Source organism: Mesorhizobium sp. B2-3-10, from assembly GCF_006442275.1.
Taxonomy (GTDB): Bacteria; Pseudomonadota; Alphaproteobacteria; order Rhizobiales; family Rhizobiaceae; genus Mesorhizobium; species Mesorhizobium australicum.
This window is the reverse complement of the sequence record NZ_VFVT01000015.1, coordinates 46,578-65,142: the sequence shown is the minus strand read 5'-3', so window position 1 is coordinate 65,142 and position 18,565 is coordinate 46,578. Positions and strand designations below refer to the sequence as shown.

General features: G+C 61.8%; 14 protein-coding genes and 1 pseudogene. 5 read left to right on the top strand and 10 right to left on the bottom strand.

Annotated features, from left to right (window positions below; all coding sequences use genetic code 11):
- Positions 1 to 25 precede the first annotated feature (25 nt).
- The 6 genes from FJ943_RS29300 to FJ943_RS29275 form a co-directional block, all read right to left on the bottom strand.
- Positions 26 to 1,933: an AAA family ATPase gene (locus FJ943_RS29300; RefSeq protein WP_181174671.1), complete on the bottom strand. Its 1,908-nt coding sequence runs from the start codon at positions 1,931 to 1,933 to the stop codon at positions 26 to 28.
- Between the two features lie 494 nt (positions 1,934 to 2,427).
- Positions 2,428 to 3,012, bottom strand: coding sequence for an ABC-three component system protein (locus FJ943_RS29295; protein WP_140727150.1), 585 nt, complete (start codon positions 3,010 to 3,012; stop codon positions 2,428 to 2,430).
- A 628-nt stretch (positions 3,013 to 3,640) separates the two neighbouring features.
- Positions 3,641 to 3,886 (bottom strand): MoaD/ThiS family protein, encoded by a 246-nt coding sequence (locus FJ943_RS29290; RefSeq protein ID WP_140727148.1) that lies wholly within the window; start codon positions 3,884 to 3,886, stop codon positions 3,641 to 3,643.
- 19 nt (positions 3,887 to 3,905) lie between these two features.
- Positions 3,906 to 6,170 carry a xanthine dehydrogenase family protein molybdopterin-binding subunit gene (locus FJ943_RS29285; RefSeq protein ID WP_140727145.1) on the bottom strand — a complete coding sequence of 755 codons (2,265 nt, stop codon included), beginning with the start codon at positions 6,168 to 6,170 and terminating at the stop codon, positions 3,906 to 3,908.
- 1 nt (position 6,171) lies between these two features.
- Positions 6,172 to 6,648 (bottom strand): (2Fe-2S)-binding protein, encoded by a 477-nt coding sequence (locus FJ943_RS29280; RefSeq protein WP_015316741.1) that lies wholly within the window; start codon positions 6,646 to 6,648, stop codon positions 6,172 to 6,174.
- On the bottom strand, positions 6,648 to 7,508 hold the full coding sequence (locus FJ943_RS29275) for a xanthine dehydrogenase family protein subunit M (protein WP_140727143.1): 861 nt from the start codon (positions 7,506 to 7,508) through the stop codon (positions 6,648 to 6,650). The genes FJ943_RS29280 and FJ943_RS29275 overlap by 1 nt, the downstream gene beginning before the upstream one ends.
- A gap of 215 nt (positions 7,509 to 7,723) precedes the next feature.
- Between FJ943_RS29275 and FJ943_RS29270 the strand changes: the two genes are divergently transcribed.
- The 3 genes from FJ943_RS29270 to FJ943_RS29260 all read left to right on the top strand — a co-directional run bounded on the left by FJ943_RS29270 (position 7,724) and on the right by FJ943_RS29260 (position 10,180).
- Positions 7,724 to 8,179, top strand: coding sequence for a hypothetical protein (locus tag FJ943_RS29270; protein WP_140727140.1), 456 nt, complete (start codon positions 7,724 to 7,726; stop codon positions 8,177 to 8,179).
- A gap of 97 nt (positions 8,180 to 8,276) precedes the next feature.
- Positions 8,277 to 9,425, top strand: a complete 1,149-nt coding sequence (locus FJ943_RS29265; protein WP_140727137.1) for an amidohydrolase — start codon at positions 8,277 to 8,279, stop codon at positions 9,423 to 9,425.
- 134 nt (positions 9,426 to 9,559) lie between these two features.
- Positions 9,560 to 10,180 carry an FMN-binding negative transcriptional regulator gene (locus FJ943_RS29260; RefSeq protein ID WP_140727134.1) on the top strand — a complete coding sequence of 207 codons (621 nt, stop codon included), beginning with the start codon at positions 9,560 to 9,562 and terminating at the stop codon, positions 10,178 to 10,180.
- A gap of 12 nt (positions 10,181 to 10,192) precedes the next feature.
- On the opposite strand, the gene FJ943_RS29255 is transcribed toward FJ943_RS29260, so the two are convergent.
- Positions 10,193 to 11,089, bottom strand: a complete 897-nt coding sequence (locus tag FJ943_RS29255) for a sigma-70 family RNA polymerase sigma factor (protein ID WP_140727131.1) — start codon at positions 11,087 to 11,089, stop codon at positions 10,193 to 10,195.
- Positions 11,086 to 11,845: pseudogene (locus FJ943_RS29250) on the bottom strand (SDR family oxidoreductase). Before FJ943_RS29250 ends, FJ943_RS29255 begins: the two are co-directional and overlap by 4 nt.
- 208 nt (positions 11,846 to 12,053) lie before the next feature.
- Between FJ943_RS29250 and FJ943_RS29245 the strand changes: the two are divergent.
- On the top strand, positions 12,054 to 13,109 hold the full coding sequence (locus tag FJ943_RS29245; RefSeq protein WP_140727128.1) for an aminopeptidase: 1,056 nt from the start codon (positions 12,054 to 12,056) through the stop codon (positions 13,107 to 13,109).
- 60 nt (positions 13,110 to 13,169) lie between these two features.
- Here FJ943_RS29245 and FJ943_RS29240 read toward each other — a convergent pair whose 3' ends face one another.
- The gene (locus FJ943_RS29240) at positions 13,170 to 13,709 is read right to left on the bottom strand and encodes a GNAT family N-acetyltransferase (RefSeq protein ID WP_246671956.1); all 540 of its coding nucleotides are present in this window, start codon (positions 13,707 to 13,709) and stop codon (positions 13,170 to 13,172) included.
- 398 nt (positions 13,710 to 14,107) lie between these two features.
- Positions 14,108 to 15,166 (bottom strand): alpha-hydroxy acid oxidase, encoded by a 1,059-nt coding sequence (locus FJ943_RS29235; protein ID WP_140665969.1) that lies wholly within the window; start codon positions 15,164 to 15,166, stop codon positions 14,108 to 14,110.
- Positions 15,167 to 16,063: 897 nt separating this feature from the next.
- Between FJ943_RS29235 and FJ943_RS29230 the strand changes: the two genes are divergently transcribed.
- On the top strand, positions 16,064 to 18,178 hold the full coding sequence (locus FJ943_RS29230) for an alpha/beta fold hydrolase (RefSeq protein WP_140727126.1): 2,115 nt from the start codon (positions 16,064 to 16,066) through the stop codon (positions 18,176 to 18,178).
- Positions 18,179 to 18,565 lie beyond the last annotated feature (387 nt).

Genomic DNA, 18,565 nt, shown 5'->3' with positions numbered 1-18,565 from the left:
GGCGGGGTTGGTGTATTTGCGATTTTCAGTACCTTAGGGTTCGCATTTCGTGGGTATAGAAATCGCCGATAGTTACTTCCGGGACGTTCAGTTCGCTTGCAATCATCGATGTGGCTATGATGATTTGATGGTCTGAAATTGCCTCTTTTGAGTATTCAAAGAGTATTTTCTGGAAGTTTTGGCTTCGCTCTGGCTCCATTCCTTTGTCTTCGACGGTGTCCATCAGCAAAAATCGAGGGTGATTAAATGAAGAATCTTGCGTCGCCGCAAAACAGAACGCGGCCAGAAAGCTGTTTTTAAGATAAACCATCGAGCTTGCGGAGAAGAAACTGTCTCCGTTGACTGCTATACGATCAGCATCAAACTCAAACGTAACGCTCTCCGCATTCTGAAACGTGCTTTGTCGTGCCAAATCCCGCTTGAGGAATTGTACAACCAGATCCGCGATGGCAGTCTTGGCTCGCGACACCTGCTTAGCATTTCTTTGCTTTTCAGCCTCTATAGCTCCCTTCAGCAATCGAGTTTCGCCCCGAATATCTTCCGCGTTTTTCGACAAGGCGGCCAGCTGTTCGATGACGCCAGCCTTCCCAGCGAGATCCTCGATTTGTCTTATTAGGTAACCCGCAGAACGGTTCAGTTCCCGCAGCCGCAATCGTAGCTCTGTGGTTGGTGATCTAACGGCAACCTGGTAGTGCCGAGATGCCTGTGCCCAAAGTGCTTTGGTGCTGGCCAAAGCCTCGCGCAAACGCTCAATTTCCTCAACGCGTTCTGCCTGAAGTTCGAGCGATTCCTGGCGCTGACGCGCGAACTCGTTGATCAGCTTTAGCGATCGAGCCTTAGTCTCACGAGGGTCGTAAGCCGATTTGCAGAGGCTACATGCCCCCTCTATGCCATGCTTATCGATGGGCGCTAAGCAAGCCGGGCAATACTCGTACTCAAGGGTTCTAAATTCATCGATGACTGTATCGGACTGATGTAGCTGAACCAGCTTTTCATCAAGAGCATTAATGAACTGCAGTGAATCGGCTCTCTCAAGCTCAAGGCTGTCGATCTCTTCCTGCAGCTTGGCGATTTTGGCCTGCAGCTCTACGATGTTCTTATAGGTCTCCTCCTGATCGTTGAGGCTCAGTCGATCGTCAAACTGCGTATGGAAGATTAGCTCTTCAAGCTTCGAGATCTCGGCGCTCGTTGATTCAAGCTGTTGATTATAACTTGCAGTCTCAATTTCAAACCACTCAGTTGTTAGCGGGTTTCCGTCTTTTCCGTGCGATCTGATGATCGCCTTGATTTGAGCTTCAGCAATGTCGAGCTCCTTATTTGCTTGACCCAACCGTATCTGAGCGTTGTAGTAACGAGAACTAAATGCGCCACATAGCAACTCACCGACCGTCTGACGGGTGATTGCATCGTCGAAACGCTGTGGTCGAAATAACTTCTCAACTGGACTGAGCTGGTCGGCGTAAAGAAGGCGCAGAATCTGATTGATTGTGATCTTGGTGTCGGTCTCCGCGTATTGGACCTCTGGCAATCCGAGAAACCGAAATATGACTTGAGAGAAACTGTCCTTTGAGCCACGCGCGTAGGGATAAAGTTGCCATTGCTCCTGTCCAGCCCCAGATGCTTCATCTATGGTGCCAAGAAAGATGCGCATCGGGCGGCCAATCTGTTCACTAATTTCCCTGGAAAAAGTCGCCGACTTCCCATTAAGCGCAACTTGTAGAATCACAGAGTCGCAACGCAGGGCACTTTCGCGCCAATCGCTCAGGTCGCCACCCAAGGCATAAAAGATAAAGTCCATGACAGTAGACTTACCGGAGCTATTCTCGCCTCGAATGATGTTAAGACCAGAGTGGAAATTCTCGTCATAAGCCACTTTGCCCTTAGCGGTAACCTGAAGGCGCTCAACGCGAATGTTTGGCTTAAACATTGTCATAACGGAATTCCTCAAGCTCGCTGCGCGCCCGAAGGCCGGCCGGTCCATATGGGCTTAGAGCCTTGAGCTCCGTCAAGAAATCAACGAGATCCGCATGATCTTTACGGTGGGCTTCGACCGCAAGGGAGATTGGCTTCGGCATTGGCTTTTGCGTGCGGGAAATGATCCCACTTCGAAAAGCTTCAGGTTCCAGGAACCCATAGGACTGCAGGCTGCTTGTTGCCACACTTTGGGCACCGCGCATCCTGTTGAACAATACAGCTGGTTTCGGGGTTACCTGATAGGTGTTCGCAATGTAACGACGCTTTAATACATTATGGGACTTGACTAGAGGCCTCGGCGGCTTGAACTCTGAAATTAGAGCAGGAAAGCAAATGTAGAAGTCGAGGATGCATGCCGCCTCGTGGAGACACGCCTCCGCATCACTACAAGGGAAAAGAACAAATATACGAAATACCGCGTGAAACGGGTCGCTTGCTGGGAGGTAAGTAATATTAATCACAATGCCACCGTACGTAACACTTATCCGCCAACCAATATATCATACCTTTTAAATGAGTTCTATTGAGAGTTATGTGATCTGAACCTTCGCCGATCTCCGTGATTATTTTGTCGATAATTTGGACATCCACCAACTCGTCGATCTGCTGTGATGACAGCGATCCTATAGAAGGTATAATCTTGGATTCGAAAGTCTCATGAATCGCTGCCATAATGTAGGCAAACAGTTGTTGAGCGCTGGAGAACCGCTCAAATTTCATCAAGAGCTTTGCAAAGAGCTCCTTTTTCTTTTTAGCGTCAGAAAAACTGGCGGACCGGCCGCAAATATCTAGCTTGTTCTTTAACCCAACAACGGTTTCACCATCTCTGTTGTCGACAAAAAACTGTAAATCGTCGACAAATCCAACCATGGACTCATCTTCATTAATCTGCATAGACAGAAGCTTCAAAAGACGGTTTACCTGCGACGGCTTCACGCCATCGATACTATTGTAATTTGTCGTTTTGATGATGTTGTTTCCAGCTTGATCTCCACCAACGTGAGACTCGCTGAGATCACTCTTTGTGAGTAGACTCACGACTTACGGATGTCCCGGCCAGCTTGGTCACCGTCCACTCGCGAATTGCGCTGATCCGAGTAGCTTGAGTTATTACCTTGACGGAATTTCTGCACCGTCAACGTGACTCCGCACCCCAAGAGGAAGCCAATTACCCCTGTTACAATTTCCATATATTCGGACAAGATTTTCAAAATTCCCCCCTATAGATTGCCGCTATGACACAGCGTCCGTTAATTCGATCATCGAATTTGCCGATAAATTGTACTTCGTCAACCGTAGCAATATCGCGTAGAGCACATTTATGCCATGTGTAATTAGGGAACGGTGTGGCTACCCCAGCGATAGCCTGTAGTTTTCCGAGCCCACGTCAGATGAAAATTCTGTGTCCATGTCGCGGTGCCGGCCACTGAGGCCATTGCTAAGCAGGAACTTGGTTAGCGCGATGTCGCGTCGTGAAGACAGTCTTTCAGATTGTAGACCACTGGTTAACGGGTTTGCAAACCGCCATAATCGAGTGTTCCAGACCTTGAATCTAAGTGTGCAACCGCAAAGTAGTCATGGAAGCTGACTAGATCACCGGCGGACTCTCAATAATTGTCGAACCTTCCTCGCGTCCACAACACAAGGCCAGGTCTTGCTTCCCCCCTCACCCCCCAGCCAATCTCGGCAGCAAAAAAATCTCCGCCCCCGGCGGCAGCTCCTTGCTCCACGTATCGCGATAAATCGTGCCATCAATCGCGACCGCGATCCCGCGGTCGATCCATGGCTCCAGGCCGGGATACTGTTCAGCCAGTTTCCTGAACAGCTCCCTTATGTCCTTGGCCTCGACCTCGACCTTGCTCTGGCCTCCGGCGGTCGCAGCCAGTGCACCCCAGAGCGTGACTTCGACCATCGCGCCAGAGCCCCTGCCCCTAGCCTTCCCGTTCCGCCTCGATCGCCGCCAGGATGCGCGGCGGCGACATCGGGATGTGGGTCATGCGCACGCCGGCCGCGTTCGACACCGCGTTGGCGATCGCCGCCAGCGGCGGCACGATCGAGGTTTCGCCGACGCCGCGCACGCCATAGGGGTGGTTGGGGTTGGGGATTTCCAGGATCTGGGTGTCGATCATCGGCAGGTCGGAGCAGACAGGGATGCGGTAGTCGAGGAAGCCGGCGTTCTGCAGCCGGCCGTCCTTGCCGTAAATATACTCCTCGTTGAGCGCCCAGCCGATGCCTTGCGCCGCACCGCCCTGGTACTGGCCCTCGACATAGGTCGGGTGCACCGCCTTGCCGGCATCCTGCACCACCGTGTAGCGGATCACCCTGGTCGAACCCGTCTCGGGGTCGACCTCGACGTCGCATATATGGGTGGCGAAGGAGACGCCGGCGCCGTCGGCGACGAGCTCGCTATGGCCGGCGATCGGCCCGCCCGTGGTGCCCGATTTGGCCGCGATCTCCTTCAGCGACAGCTTGCCGAGATTGCCGTGCTTCTCGCCCTTGGCGACCGCGTGGCCCTGTTCCCAGATCACGTCGTCGACCGAGATGTCCCACATCTGCGCGGCGCGCTCGCGCAGGATCTTGATCGCGTTGCGGGCGGCCGAGATGGTCGCCATCGAGGACGAGAAGGTGCCGCGGCTGCCGTCGGTCATGTCGTTGTAGCCGAGGGAAGAGGTGTCGGCGACCACCGCCTTGAGCTGGGAATAGTCGATGCCGAGCTCCTCCGCCGCGACCAGCGACAGCGAGGCGCGGGAACCACCGACATCGACGGTACCGACGGCCAGCGACACCGAGCCGTCCATGCCGATGTTCAAGTCCACGCAGGTCTGGCCGCCGAAATTGAACCAGAAGCCGCAGGCCATGCCCCTGCCCTGGTTCTCCTTCAGCGGCGCCTTCATGTGCGCATGGCTCTTCACCGCCTCCAGCGTCGGGCCGATGCCGATCGGGCCGTAGACCGGGCCGTAGGACGAGCGCGTGCCTTCCTGCGCGGCGTTCCTGATGCGGAACTCGACCGGATCCATGCCGAGCTCCTTGGCGAGCTCGTCGACGGCGCTTTCCACCGCGAAGGCCGCCATCGGCGCCGACGGCGCGCGGTAGGCGGCGGTCTTCGGCCGGTTGACCAGCACTTCGTAGCCCACCGTCTTGACGTTATCGAGCTTGTAGCAGGCGAACGCCGTCATGGCGCCGATCTCCGCCCAGGAGCCGGCATAGGGGCCGGCGCTGTAGCGCAGCGTCGCTTCCGCCGCCGTGATGGTGCCATCCTTGCGGGCGCCGATCTTGACGTCGATCGAGGTGGCGCTGGTCGGGCCCGAGGCGCGGAACACCTCGTCGCGGGTCATCACCAGCTTCACCGGGCGTCCGGCCTTGCGCGACAGAGCGAGCGCCACCGGCTCGGCCCAGACATGGGTCTTGCCGCCGAAACCGCCGCCGATCTCCGACGAGGTGACGCGCAGCTTCGAGGCTTCCATGCCGAGCAGCTGGGCGCAGTGCTGGCGGTAGACGAAATGGCCCTGCGTGCAAACCCACAGGTCCGCCGTGCCGTCGGAGCTGACATTGGCCACGCAGGCATGCGGCTCGATATAGCCCTGGTGCGTCTGCTCGGTCTTGAACGAGCGCTCGACGATGAAATCGGCCTGACCAAAACCCTGATGGACGTCGCCATGGCCGAACTGCGAGCGCTTGGTGACGTTGGAGGGCTTGACCGGCTTTTCCTCCAGCCCCTCGGTGAAGACCGTGTCGTTGATCAGCGGGGCGTGGTGCGCCATCGCCTCGTCGACATCGGTGACATGCGGCAGCACCTCGTAGTCGACCTCGATCAGCTTCAGCGCTTGCCGCGCGGTGCGGGCGTCGATCGCGGCGACGGCAGCCACCGCATGGCCGTCATAGAGCGCCTTGGTGCGCGCCATGCAATTGTCGAGGATGTCGTACATGGCGGCATCGCCATCGGTGAGGTCGGGCAGGTCGGCGGCGGTGATCACCGCCTTGACGCCCGCAAGCGCTTCCGCCTTGGAAGTGTCGATCTTGCGGATCTTGGCATGCGCGTGCGGGCTGCGCAGCACGCGGCCGACCAGCTGGCCGGCCATGTTGAAGTCGGCGCCATAGCGGGCGCGGCCGGTCACCTTGTCGACACCGTCGGGGCGGATCGGGCGCGTGCCGACGGAAGCGAATTTACGCCCCGAAAAACGCGGATCGAAATTCATCTCAGGCTCCCTTCATAACGATGGCCGCGTCCTGGACGGCGCGCACGATCTTGTCGTAGCCGGTGCAGCGGCAGAGATTGCCAGCCAGGCCGAAGCGGATTTCCTCCTCGGTCGGGTCGGGGTTCTTGGCCAGGAGATCCTTGGCCGCGATCAGGAAGCCGGGCGTGCAGATGCCGCATTGCAGTGCGGCGTGCTCGAGGAATTTCTGCTGCAGCGGGTGCAGCCTGTCGCCATGCGCCATGCCCTCGACGGTCTCGATGCGGCGGCCTTCGGCTTCCGCGCCAAGCACCAGGCACGAACACACCAGCCGGTCGTCGACGATGACGCTGCAGGCGCCGCAATCGCCCGTGCCGCAGCCTTCCTTGGCGCCGGTCAGTCCCAGCCGGTCACGCAGCACGTCGAGCAGCGTCTCGTCGGGCTGGCAGAGATATTCGACATTGTCGCCGTTGATCGTGGTTGAAACCGCTACGCCAGCCATCATTTGCCTCCTGCACGTGCATAGGCGGTCTGTGCGGCCCGCCTGGCCAGCACGCCCGCAACCTTGCGCCTGAATTCGATTGTGCCTCTTTTGTCGTCGATCGGGCGGCAGGCCCCGGCGCAGACCTTGGCCAGCCGCTCCAGCGCTGCCTCGTCGAGCTTGCGGCCGATCAGGGCCTCGGCCGCTTCTTCCACCAGCAACACGGTCGGCGCGGCGGCGCCGATCGCCACGCGGGCCGCTGTCACGACGCCAGCACCGTCGAGCGTCAGGTTGACGCCGGCGCTGACCACGGCGATGTCCATCTCGGTGCGCGGAATGAACCTGAGATAGGCATCGGCCGAACGCGGCGCGGGCTTGCCGAGCAGGATCGCCTCGATGATCTCGCCCTTGGCGAGCGATGTCCGGCCCGGCGCGGTCGGCACCGTCTCGACGGCAATGGTGCGCTTGCCCGACGGGCCGACGACCACGGCCTTGGCGCCCGCCGCCACCAGCGCCGGCACGCTGTCGGCCGCCGGCGAGGCGTTGCACAGATTGCCGACAATGGTGCAGCGTCCCTGCACCTGCTTCGAGCCGATCAGCTTGGCAGCTTCGACCACGCCGGGCCAAGCCTTCTTCAGCGCGGCGTTCTCGCCCAGCACGGCGCAAGGCACGGCGGCACCGATGCTGAAGCCGTCGGCGGTTTCCCTGATGTCGCGCAAGCCGGCGATCGACTTGATATCGATGATCAGTTCGGGTTCGACAAAGCCGCCCTTCATCCTCACCAGGAGGTCACTGCCACCGGCAAGGATGGCGGCCGGGCCGGCCGATCCGGCCAATTGGCCGACGGCGTCTTCGATTGAAAGCGGACGTATGTAGCGCATCGTCTCCCCTTGGTATCGCGATTTTCAGCGACCGTTATAAACAATCGTCTCATAATGACCATCCGTTTCCCGAGCCGAGGCGATTGGGCCAGGTGCGGCAAAATGCGGTCCACTCGACCTAGAACATGGCCGGGAAGCGTCAGCCAGTGGGGCCAATTGGGGCTTGACCGCCCCGCCCCGTGCGTCAATCCTTCCCGGCCAAGGGAGGAATTTCCATGCGACGTCTGTTGGCTGTGCTTTGCGCCGTGATGCTGGCCGCGCCGGCTGGCGCCGCGACGCTCTATTACGGCGCCCGGGTTGGAATGGAGCTTGCCATCGTCAAAAAATCGGGCATCGGCTCCACGCACGCCAGCATCCTGGCCAGGCACGACAGGCGGAAGGCCCGCCTCTACTGCCGCGAATACGGCCATGATTTCACCCAGGAGTGCATTGATGCGGAAATGAACGCGCCCCTGCATTTCGAAATCACCGCCAACTGCAAGACCGGCGAATTCACCACCTTCTACGGCGCCGCCATGCTGTTCCAGGGCCGCAACAAGGGCACCGATGTGACGACCGATTACCGGATCACCGCCGTCGACGAAAAGGTGGTGCTGGATGGCTCCGGCGCCTCGGGCTACGACTATACGCTGGACCAGTTCAAGGCGCTCTGCCCCAACCGCGTGAAGTAGACCGGTCGCGAGGCCTGGCCCGCCAAAGCCCGGGACTTGGACCGTGGTCGGCACGGCCGTTTATCGCTAGCACAGGACCGCAGTGAGGCGAAAGACCATGACCCTGACCAATCGCGACATTGTCGAACTGACCGAGTGGCGGCGCAAGCTGCACCGGCAGCCGGAAATCTCGAACGAAGAGGAGAAGACGGCGCAGGAGGTCGTCTCCTTCCTTGCCGACACCGGGCCGGACAAGGTGCTGACCGGCCTCGGCGGCCACGGCGTCGCGGCCATCTACGACAGCGGCAAAAACGGACCAACCGTCCTGTTTCGGTCCGAACTCGATGCGCTGCCGATCGAGGAACTGTCCGGCGTGCCGCATGCATCGCAAATTCCTGGCAAGTCGCATATGTGCGGCCATGACGGGCACACCGCTATCCTGGCCGCCCTTGGCCGCCAGTTCGGGCGCGAACGGCCCGCCAGCGGCCGCGTCGTGCTGATGTTCCAGCCCGCCGAGGAAACCGGCAATGGCGCGGCCGGCGTCGTCGCCGATCCGCGCTTTGGCGAGATCGCGCCGGATTTCGCCTTCTCGCTGCACAATCTGCCCGGCGTGCCGTTCGGCGAAGTCAGGCTCAAGCCCGGCGTGGTCAACTGCGCCTCGCGCGGCATGCGCATCGTGCTGGAGGGCAAGACCGCGCATTCCTCCATGCCCGAGACCGGAACCTCGCCCATGCCGGCGATCTCGGAGCTGATGCCGGCCCTGCCCGCGCTCGGCCGCGCGACTTTCGCCGACGATGATTTCTCCATGGTCACCGTCACCCATGCGCGGATGGGCGAAGCCGTATTCGGCATCGCGCCCGCCCACGCCGAGGTCTGGGCAACGCTGCGCACGCGCCGCGACGAGCGCATGGCCGACCTCTGCGCCGCCGCCGAAACCCTGGTCAAGGAGATTGCCGGCCGCCACGGCCTCTCCGCCAGCTGGGATTATCACGAGATCTTCGTCGCCAGCGTCAACGCACCGGATGCGGTCGAGCACCTGCGGCGCGCCCTCGATGAAGAGAGCGTCGCGCATGGCGAGGAAGCCTTGCCGATGCGCGCCTCGGAGGATTTCGGCCTGTTCGGCCACAGCGCCAGGTCGGCGATGTTCTTCCTCGGTGCCGGCGAGCGGCACCCTGCCCTGCACAATCCCGACTATGACTTTCCCGACGACCTGATCCCGATCGGCTCGAAGATCTTCATGAGGACCGCGCGCAACCTTCTCGGCTGATCTCAGCGGAACCCCGGCCAGCACTGTGACAAAGCTCCGTGCCCGATCGACTGGCCACCTGGATGCCTCGAACTGGATATTCCCAACGGGCCGGATTGTGTGGCATCTGTGAGGGCAACGCGAGGAGTTCGAAAATGTACACGCCGCCCGCCTTCCGCGACGACGACAAGGATAGCCTGATCGCGACGATCCGCGCCGCGCGGCTGGCCAATCTCGTCACCGCCACGGCGGACGGGCCGCTCGCCACCCCCCTGCCGCTTTTTCTCGACGAGACCGAGGGCGAGCACGGCGTCATCCATGGCCACCTGGCCAAGGCCAACCCGCAGTGGCGCGTTCCCGCGATCGGCGACGGGCTCGCCATCTTCATGGGCCCGGACGCCTATGTGACGCCGGCCTGGTACGCCACCAAGCAGGAAACCGGCAAGGTCGTGCCGACCTGGAACTACGCCGCGGTCCACGCCTACGGGCCGGTCGAGTTCTTCGAGGATGCGGACAGGCTGCTGGAAGTTGTCACCCGGCTGACCAACCTGCATGAGGGCGCGCGCGCCGCGCCCTGGGCCGTGTCGGACGCGCCGCCAGACTTCATCCAGTCGCAGCTTCGCGGCATTGTCGGCCTGCGCATGCCGGTCGTCAGGCTCGAAGGCAAGCGCAAGATGAGCCAGAACCGCAACGCCGCCGACCGCGCCGGCGTGGCCTCCGGGCTGGCCGCGAGCGAGCGTCCGTCCGACCGCGAGGTCGCCGCCCTCATCCCGTGAAGGCACGGCGCCTCACCTTGCCAGCACCAGGTCGGCGTCCTCGAGAACGTACCGGACATAACGGTAGTCGCGAATGAAGCTGATCCGGCCGTCGCGCCATTCCAGCCACATGAAATGACTGGGTTTCGCGTCGGCCCGGTCTTCGAACACCGCGATCACCTCGCGGCCCTCGACCCATGCCGGCCTGAGCCACAAGCCGCCGCTCCTGGCGTAGATGGTGAAGAACATGCCGACGTCGGCGGCCCCCGCGCGCGGCTTGTGCGTGGACTGATGGAGCCTCACATCGTCGGCCAGCAGCGCGCGCAAGCCGTCCCAGTCGCGTCGGTTGAACAGATTGACGTAGCGCAGGATGGCCGCCGATGCGATGCGCGCATCGGGGAGCGGATTGGCCTCGGCGTTGATCCGCCGAAGCCGGGCGCGGCCGCGCGCCAGATGCGCCTTCACCGCATCGACCGTGATGCCGAGCAGGGCGGCGATGTCGGCCAGCGGCTCGTCGAGCACATCCCTGAGGACGACCACGCTGCGTTGCGTCACCGGAAGCTCGGCGAAGCGCGACACGGCGGTTTGCACGGCTTGCCTGCGCATCAGCACCTCCACCGGGTCGGCTTCGTCGGCTATGTCGAGCGCCGCCTCGATCGGCTCCGAGGCGCGGATCGCGCGGCTGCGCAACAGGTCAAGCGCGCGATTGTGGGCGATCCGGAACAGCCAGGGCCTGAGCCGAGGCGCCTCACACAACTCCTCCAGGGCAACGACGACGCGCGCGAACGTGTCCTGCACGACATCCTCGCCCTCGATGACCGAGCCCATCAGGCGCGAACAATAGCGATGCAGCTCGGGCCGCAAGCCGGCGGCAAGGGCAAGCAGCCCTTCCTGCCGGTCGCGCTCCACCGCTGGCTTTCCGTCGCTCAAGGACCGGCGCCCTCCATGATCGTCACCCCGGCGTCGCCGCTAAGGCCAAAGACGACGCCCTCGCCATATTGCGGGTCTTCCAGCAGCGAGACCACCCTGTCGCCGAACGCCCGGGGCGGCATCGGCGCGCCGAAGCGGGTGACGAATTGTTCCGGCGTGATGCCCATCGAGCCGGCATAGGCGCCGGCGGCCGCGTCGCCGATCCCGGTGTCGAGGATCATCTGCCGCGGCACGATCGCCTGGAAGCGTATGCCGAGGCCTTTCTCCTGCGCCACGCCATTGGCGTATTTGGCCATGAACCAGAGCATCCGCTTGGCGCCGCCATAGCCGCCCGACATCTGCGACCCGGTGACGGCCGCACCGCTCGACCCGACCAGCACCCGGCTGCCCGGCCCGAGCGGCAGGTTCAGCGACGCCTGCAGCCAGTAGAGCCCCGGCCTTGACATCGGTTTCCCATGCGATGGAGAAGTCCTCCCACTTCAACTGGTCCAGCCGCCCCATCCGGGGCGTGGCGCCGGCGTTGAGCACCAGTATGTCAGGGCGGACCTCGCCAAGAATGCGATAGGCGGCGTCCTCGTCCGTGACATCGGCGGCGATGGTGGCGACCCCAAGCCGGGCACCGACCGCCTGCAGCGCCTCGGCGCCCCGCGCGACCACGGTCACGCCGGCGCCTTGCTCGACCAGCGCTTCGACCAATCCGAGGCCAAGCCCACGGCTGCCTCCGGTGACCACGATTTTCTTATCCCTGAGGCTCATTTGACCCTGCTCCAGTGTTTCACTGTAGCTAAGACGTTTGAGGATCCGGAAAAGAGTCAGCCGTGGGGGAGATTTGTCGTCAGCCAGAAGCCGGGTCGACAGTCCGCGCCGCTGCTCGCTATGGATCTTGACGAAAATTGGTGCGCCGGTTTGGACATTGGGGCGCAACATGTGCTCCATGGGCAGGTGACGAAGCGGTGGGGAAGAAGTGAAGCGCGTTTTTCGATTGTTTGCGGTGGCGGCCGTGGCGTCCGCACTGAGCGGCTGCACCACCGTTTCCTACTACGCGCAATCGCTGGAGGGCCATGTCCGGATCATGGCCGCGCGCCAAGACGTTGGAAAACTGATCGAGGCCCCTTCGACGCCGGAGGCATTGCGCGCCAAGCTGACGTCGGCGAGCGCCATAAGGCAGTTCGCGACGGATGAGCTGGCACTGCCCGACAACAGCAGCTATCACAGCTATGTCGACATCCACCGGGATGCCGTGACCTGGGCCGTTTTTGCCGCCCCGCAATTCTCGCTCACGCCCAAGACATGGTGCTTTCCGGTTTTCGGCTGCGTTCCCTACCGGGGATACTTCGATCGGAAATCCGCGACCGAAAGCGCCATGGCACTTCATCGACAGGGGCTGGACGTCTATGTCACCGGCATCACCGCCTATTCCACGCTGGGCTGGTCCAGTGACCCGCTGCTCTCGACCATGCTGCGTCAGGACGACACCTATCTGGCGAGCCTTGTCTTTCATGAACTGGCACATCAGCGCCTCTATGTGAACGGCGATTCCGCATTCAATGAGGCTTTCGCGGTCGCCGTCGAAACCACCGGCACGAGAAAATGGCTCCGCGCCGCCGGCGATCGCGCCGGATTGCGCCGCTACGAGGCCGATCGCAAGCGCAGCGCCGATTTTCTCGCACTGGTGTCGAAAACGCGCGACGAGTTGCGGCAGGTCTATGAAAGCTCCCGGCCCCCCGAGATGGCGGCGGCCAAGGCAGCCACGCTCGACAGGTTGCGGACGCGCTACCGGCAAATGCGCAACGGAAGCTGGGCCGGATACCGGGGATACGACGCCTGGTTCAATGCGCCGATCAACAACGCAAAGCTCGCAGCGACGTCTGTCTATGGCGAACAGGTTCCGGCGTTTATTCGCTTGTTCGATTTATGCTCCGGCGATTATCCAAGGTTCTACGCATCCGTTCGACGGATCGCTGATCTGCCGCAATTGTCCCGTGCCGAAGCGCTCAAGGCGGCGACCACGTGCGATTGACTTGCAGAGCACGGTGGCCTTTGGCGTGCTCCGATGACTCTAAGCCTGGTTCGCCAAGACCTACGGTCCTATGTGCGCGCCGAGCACAAAACGCTCGCAGTGCTCGCCGTCGGACTCATCGATGAAGCTGTCGACATGTTTGAAGCCGAGCTTCGCCAGTATCCGCAGCGACGCGACATTGCGCGCCGCCGCCTCGGCCGTCACCTGTTCGAGCGCCAGGGTCTCGAAGGCGTAGCGAACCACTTCGCGTGCCGCCTCGCTGGCCAGTCCTTGCCCCCAATGCGCACGTCCCAGCACAAATCCCAATGCGGCTGCCTTAGCCTCGTTCGCGCCGAAGGACAGGGTTATCGTCCCGATCGCGTCCGCCACGCCTGGCTGGTCTATCGACCATTTGACCGCCCGGCCGTCGGCGAACCGCTGACGCGCAAGGGCGAGCCATCGCTCGCCCGCGCCGATGTCGTCGGCAACGAGATCGCCGGCAAGGGAGGTGGATTCGACATCGCTCGCGCGCGCGAACCACGCCGGGATATCCCGCTCGCCCGGCGCCCGAAGCACGAGCCTTGGTGTGGTGAGCCTGGGAACTGCTTTCATGGAGAGCATTTTCGCCCCGGGGTAGCGCCAATGCAACGGCGCTGAGAGCCGCGGCGGCTGACCGCCAGGACAGATTCGACCGCAAGCTACGCCCCAACCGCCTTCAGCCCCAGCGCCATGCACTTCAATCACTCCGGGGCCACCCGGCTACCGCCGGCCAGCGAGTGGCGTGAGATTTGGTGATGGCACCAGCCCACCACAGGGTGGGACTATGACAACGCGCGTTGGCGATTCGCCATGAACATAAACGGCTGTTGTGGGGCCGACAGCAGACCATCGGCTTCTCTGTCCAAATTCTCAGAATCGGCGACAATGCGACAATATAGTGGGCGCTCGGCTGGACAAAAAGCGGGACGGAGTAAAGCGTAGATCTGCAATACTGAACATGCCGAGGAATAGTTGGGGCTTCACCAGATTGCCGACCGGTCGATCTCGTCGATGCGCGCCCGGCCGGTTAGCGCCATTGCCGCCTCGAAGTCTCTGCGGAGCAGGTGGACACAATAGGCTACGCCGTCGGCACCATCCGTTGCAAGTGCGTAGACATAGGGGCGACCAATCATGACGGCGCTTGCCCCTAGGGCAATCGCCTTCAAAACGTCTGTGCCACGCCTCACGCCGCCGTCGAGGATGATGGGAATCCGCCCGGCTACCCGCTCCGAGATGGCGGGCAGGGCGTCGATGGTCGCTGGCAGGGTGTCGAGGTTGCGCGAACCGTGGTTCGAGACGACGATGGCATCGGCACCGGTTCTGATTGCCTGCTCGGCATCGTCAGGATCGAGAATGCCCTTCAGGATAAGCGGTAGGGTTGTCAGCGAACGCAGCCAGGCAATATCCGCCCAGGTCGGCATCGCCCGCCGCTGCGCAGTGCCAACTTTGAGCACGCCGGTGTTACGGTCCTTGAAGTATGGCGTTGCGAGGCTGTCGGGAATTTTGAATCCTGCCCGGAACTGCCTGTGGCGATCGCCTGGCGTTGGCAAGTCGACAGTCACGCTGATTGCCTTCGCGCCCAGTGCCGCCATGCGCGATACGAGTTCGCCATTGAAACCGCGATCGCTTTGCCAATAGAGCAGGAACCAGACTGGAGACTGGCTCACCGCCACGCAATCCTCGATCGCCGCCGTCGCCGTGGTACCCAGAGTGAACACCGCTTCCGCCACTCCGGCGCCGCGCGCCGCTGCCACCTCGCCTTCCGGATGCACCAGCCGCTGATATGCTATTGGGGCCAGGATGATCGGATGCGGCAGACTTTGTCCGAAGAGCGTGATCCCGGTATCAAGTCTTGTCACATCGCGTAGCACGCGCGGCCTTAATCTGATGCGGTCGAATGCGGCTTCATTGTCACGCTTGGTGATTTCGTCGCCAGCACCCCCAGCAATGAACTCGTAAACTGCGTGCGGCAATACCTCTCGTGCCGCCGGTTCAAGATCCGCTAGGCAGAGAAACCGGGTCTCGATGTCGAGCGGCATGGCCCACTCCGGTCAACGTGTCAAAAAAGTCGGCTAAGTCCAAAGACAACATTCGCGCATTTGGCCGCTGGCCGCAAGACGGCGGCACAGCGCGCAGGGCAACGAACGTCGATGACCGGGCGGCGGAAACGCGGCCAGAGGCAGACCAGGAGCTTTGAGGCTTGGATCTTCAAAAATGACTTTCAGGGCTTGTCGCTCGCATCGACTTGATCGGCCCCGAAATTGCCGACCAACCGAGCCTGCCTGCTCCCGGTTGTGGGAGAAGGGGTCATGGCGGGGTTCGGCCCTGTGGGTCGGAAGGTCAGTCCGTGGATAGGGCAGTATGTCACCGGTCTCGGGTGCCGCGCACGATGGGCCCAGAGCCTTGCTGAATCCCGAGTGGGCCCTCGACATTCTCAAGTCAATGTCGTCGACCAACTCAAGCATTCTTCGCAGGGTCCCCGCTACGCTGCAACGGGCGCAATCGCTGGAGGAAAGCGCGTCCGACACGCGCGATCGTTACGCATGCGCGGCCCATGACGGCTGAGAGATCAAGCCGGCGAACCACTGATCCGCGGTGGGCCTTTTGCCTTTCGAGATAGTTGGCAAGCGCAATGTCGTGACACAGTGGTGCAACCGCGCCGCGCCACGCCGGATTGTGCCAAGACTCTTCATGCAAGGGATCGTCATGCCAGATGGGCCAGTCGATCGAGCTTGGGCGTTGCACGGCGTCCTCCTGAGACACGCGGAGTGAGAAACAAGGGGCTCAGTGCGGCAATCTCCTCGACAGCCGTGAGAAACGCGCAGCAACCAGCGTGATGGAATCGTGAAAAGCGCGATTCTGGCAGAATCACGGTTGAAATAAGGAGGGCGACACGAAAGGATCGCCGGTGCGTGGTGGCTGTTGTGGCGGATCCGATGACCGGGCCTCATCTCTATCTACTGGGTGGTTTCGACTTTGCCGGCGTTGGGGCTGCGGTCCCCGCCTTCAGCCGCAAGGCGCGGGCGATGATGGCTTACCTCGCGCTGCAATCGGGACATGCGCAGTCGCGCGAAAAGCTCGCCGCCCTTTTGTGGGGTGGCAACAGCGAGACCCAGGCGCGGATGAACCTGCGACAAGCGGTTTCGGTTGTCGGCAAGGCTATGCAAGCTTCTGGCAGTGCTCGCTTCCTCAGGGATAGCGACAATGTCGCCCTTCATCTCGATGGCCTTGATTTCGATGTCGCGCGGTTCGAGGCGCTGGCAGCCAGCTCGGAGCCTGATAACCTCGAACAGGCGCTTGTCGTCTATCGCGGCGACCTGCTTGACGGTTTCGGCCTGAAGCAGGAGCCTTTCGAGGACTGGCTGCGGATCGAGCGCGAGCGTCTGAGGGGAACGGCTGTCGCGGCGCTGGACAGGCTGGTCGCGCATTATAGTGCAACCAAGGATCCGGCCTCCTGCGTCCGCGCTGCTACGCGCCTGCTCGCCATGGAGCCGCTGCGGGAGGACATCCACCGCGCCCTGATGCACGTCTATGCGGCGCAGGGCCGGATCAATCTGGCGCTCAAGCAATATGACAATTGCCGCGATGCGCTGCAGCGGGAGCTGAGGCTGCAGCCCGAGCCGGAGACAAGACATTTGCACGATACGCTGCGGGCCCGCCGCACGACATCGCCGCGTCCGGCCTCGGCCTCCGAGCCGCCGCGCGCCGAGGCGGGCGGCGAACCCCTGCGCCCCTCCACCCACTATGTCAAATCCTCCGGGGTCAGCATCGCCTATCAGGTGACCGGCGACGGGCCGATCGACCTGATCTATGTGCCTGGATGGGTCTCCAATCTCGACCTTGCCTGGGCCTCGCCACGGCTTTCGCATGTGTTCCAGCGGCTCGGCAGCTTCTGCCGCTTGATCCGCATGGACAAGCACGGCACAGGGCTATCCGACCGCAATGTCGGTTTGCCGACCATGGAAGAGCGGATGGAGGACATGCGAGCCGTGCTGGATGCGGTCGGCTCGAAGCGCACGGTTGTGTTCGGCGGTTCCGAGGGCGGCCCCATGTGCATGCTATTCGCGGCGACCTACCCCGAGCGCACGGCGGCACTTGTGCTCAACGGAACCTATGCCAGGGGCAGATGGTCGAAGGATTACCCTTGGGCAAGGACGGCCGAGCAGGTGGAAGAAGACCTGGCCACCATTGAGAGACAGTGGGGAGAGCCGGCGGACATGGGCAATGCGGCCCCCAGCCTGATGAACGACACGTCCGAAAGAGAATGGTTCGCCGCTTACCTCAGGAATTCAGCCTCGCCCGCAGACGCGATCTCGCTCTGGCGCTGGGGAACCGAAATCGATGTTCGCGACATCCTGCCTGTCATTCATGTTCCGACACTGATCGTTCAGACGTCGGGCGACCGCTGGGTCAAACGGGAAGAAGGACGCTACCTGGCAACGCATATCGAAGGCGCCAGATATGTCGAGCTCACCGGCCGGGATCACGTGATCTGGGGCGAGAATTCCGATCGCCTCGTCGACGAGATCGAGGTTTTCGTCACCAACGCTCTCCAGGCGACACCGGGCGAACGGCTCCTGGTGTCGGTGCTGTCGCTGGAGATAAGCGACCCGCATTCTGACTCCGGCGCAGATCTGATTGAGCGACACGCAGACGAGATCAGAAGCCAATTACTTCTCGCCGAAGGCAGGCAGATCAGGCGCTCGCCAAGCCGAATGCTCGCGGTGTTCCAACGACCGACGCGGTCGATCCAGTGCGCGATCGCGATCCGCCATCGCCTGAGACAATCCGGTCTGGATGTCCGCTCCGCGGTCCACACCGGCGAATGCGAGGAGCGCGGCGATGACTTCACCGGCATCGCGATCGAGCTGTCATCGCGATTGCTCGACCATGCCCGGCCGGGCGAGATCATCGCGTCGCGGACGGTGCGCGATCTCGTGGTTGGCTCCGGCCTGACATTCGAAGATTATGGCGAGATGGAAGCGAGCGGGATGCCCGGCGTGCTCGCGTTCTTTTCCGTCAGTGGGGCGCCGTCCGGCGCTGGCGGGTGACCAGCCACGGATAGCCATTTCGGCCACGCGTTTGCACTTTGTGGTGGCTCAAAGCACGATGGGCACGGTGAGGAGTCTTGGCGCGGCCGCGACCTCCGCAGTCCTCCTTGCAATGTCTGCTATCAGGACTTGGCGAAGACAATTTATACGTCCGAAATGCGGCGCATTCCTGACGTAGGTAGCCAACGTGCGTCTCGTATCACATCTTGCGATTGCCCACCCGGTGGCAGCACGGCGGCCCAACCCGCCTGTCCTACACAAAGCTGTCACCAACTGAGCTTATCCGATCCTCGGGAATGAACCATCCACATGACACGCCTTGAAACCGCCGGCCGGAGGGCGATCGGGACATGTGGAATGCTGTTTTCGGAGACGACCATGCTTGAA

Coding starts and splice junctions, on each gene's coding strand:
- FJ943_RS29300 (WP_181174671.1), bottom strand. CDS start 1,933: ATGACAATGTTTAAGCCAAACATTCGCGTTGAGCGCCTTCAGGTTACC.
- FJ943_RS29290 (WP_140727148.1), bottom strand. CDS start 3,886: ATGGTCGAAGTCACGCTCTGGGGTGCACTGGCTGCGACCGCCGGAGGC.
- FJ943_RS29285 (WP_140727145.1), bottom strand. CDS start 6,170: ATGAATTTCGATCCGCGTTTTTCGGGGCGTAAATTCGCTTCCGTCGGC.
- FJ943_RS29280 (WP_015316741.1), bottom strand. CDS start 6,648: ATGGCTGGCGTAGCGGTTTCAACCACGATCAACGGCGACAATGTCGAA.
- FJ943_RS29275 (WP_140727143.1), bottom strand. CDS start 7,508: ATGCGCTACATACGTCCGCTTTCAATCGAAGACGCCGTCGGCCAATTG.
- FJ943_RS29270 (WP_140727140.1), top strand. CDS start 7,724: ATGCGACGTCTGTTGGCTGTGCTTTGCGCCGTGATGCTGGCCGCGCCG.
- FJ943_RS29265 (WP_140727137.1), top strand. CDS start 8,277: ATGACCCTGACCAATCGCGACATTGTCGAACTGACCGAGTGGCGGCGC.
- FJ943_RS29260 (WP_140727134.1), top strand. CDS start 9,560: ATGTACACGCCGCCCGCCTTCCGCGACGACGACAAGGATAGCCTGATC.
- FJ943_RS29240 (WP_246671956.1), bottom strand. CDS start 13,709: ATGCTCTCCATGAAAGCAGTTCCCAGGCTCACCACACCAAGGCTCGTG.
- FJ943_RS29235 (WP_140665969.1), bottom strand. CDS start 15,166: ATGCCGCTCGACATCGAGACCCGGTTTCTCTGCCTAGCGGATCTTGAA.
- FJ943_RS29230 (WP_140727126.1), top strand. CDS start 16,064: ATGACCGGGCCTCATCTCTATCTACTGGGTGGTTTCGACTTTGCCGGC.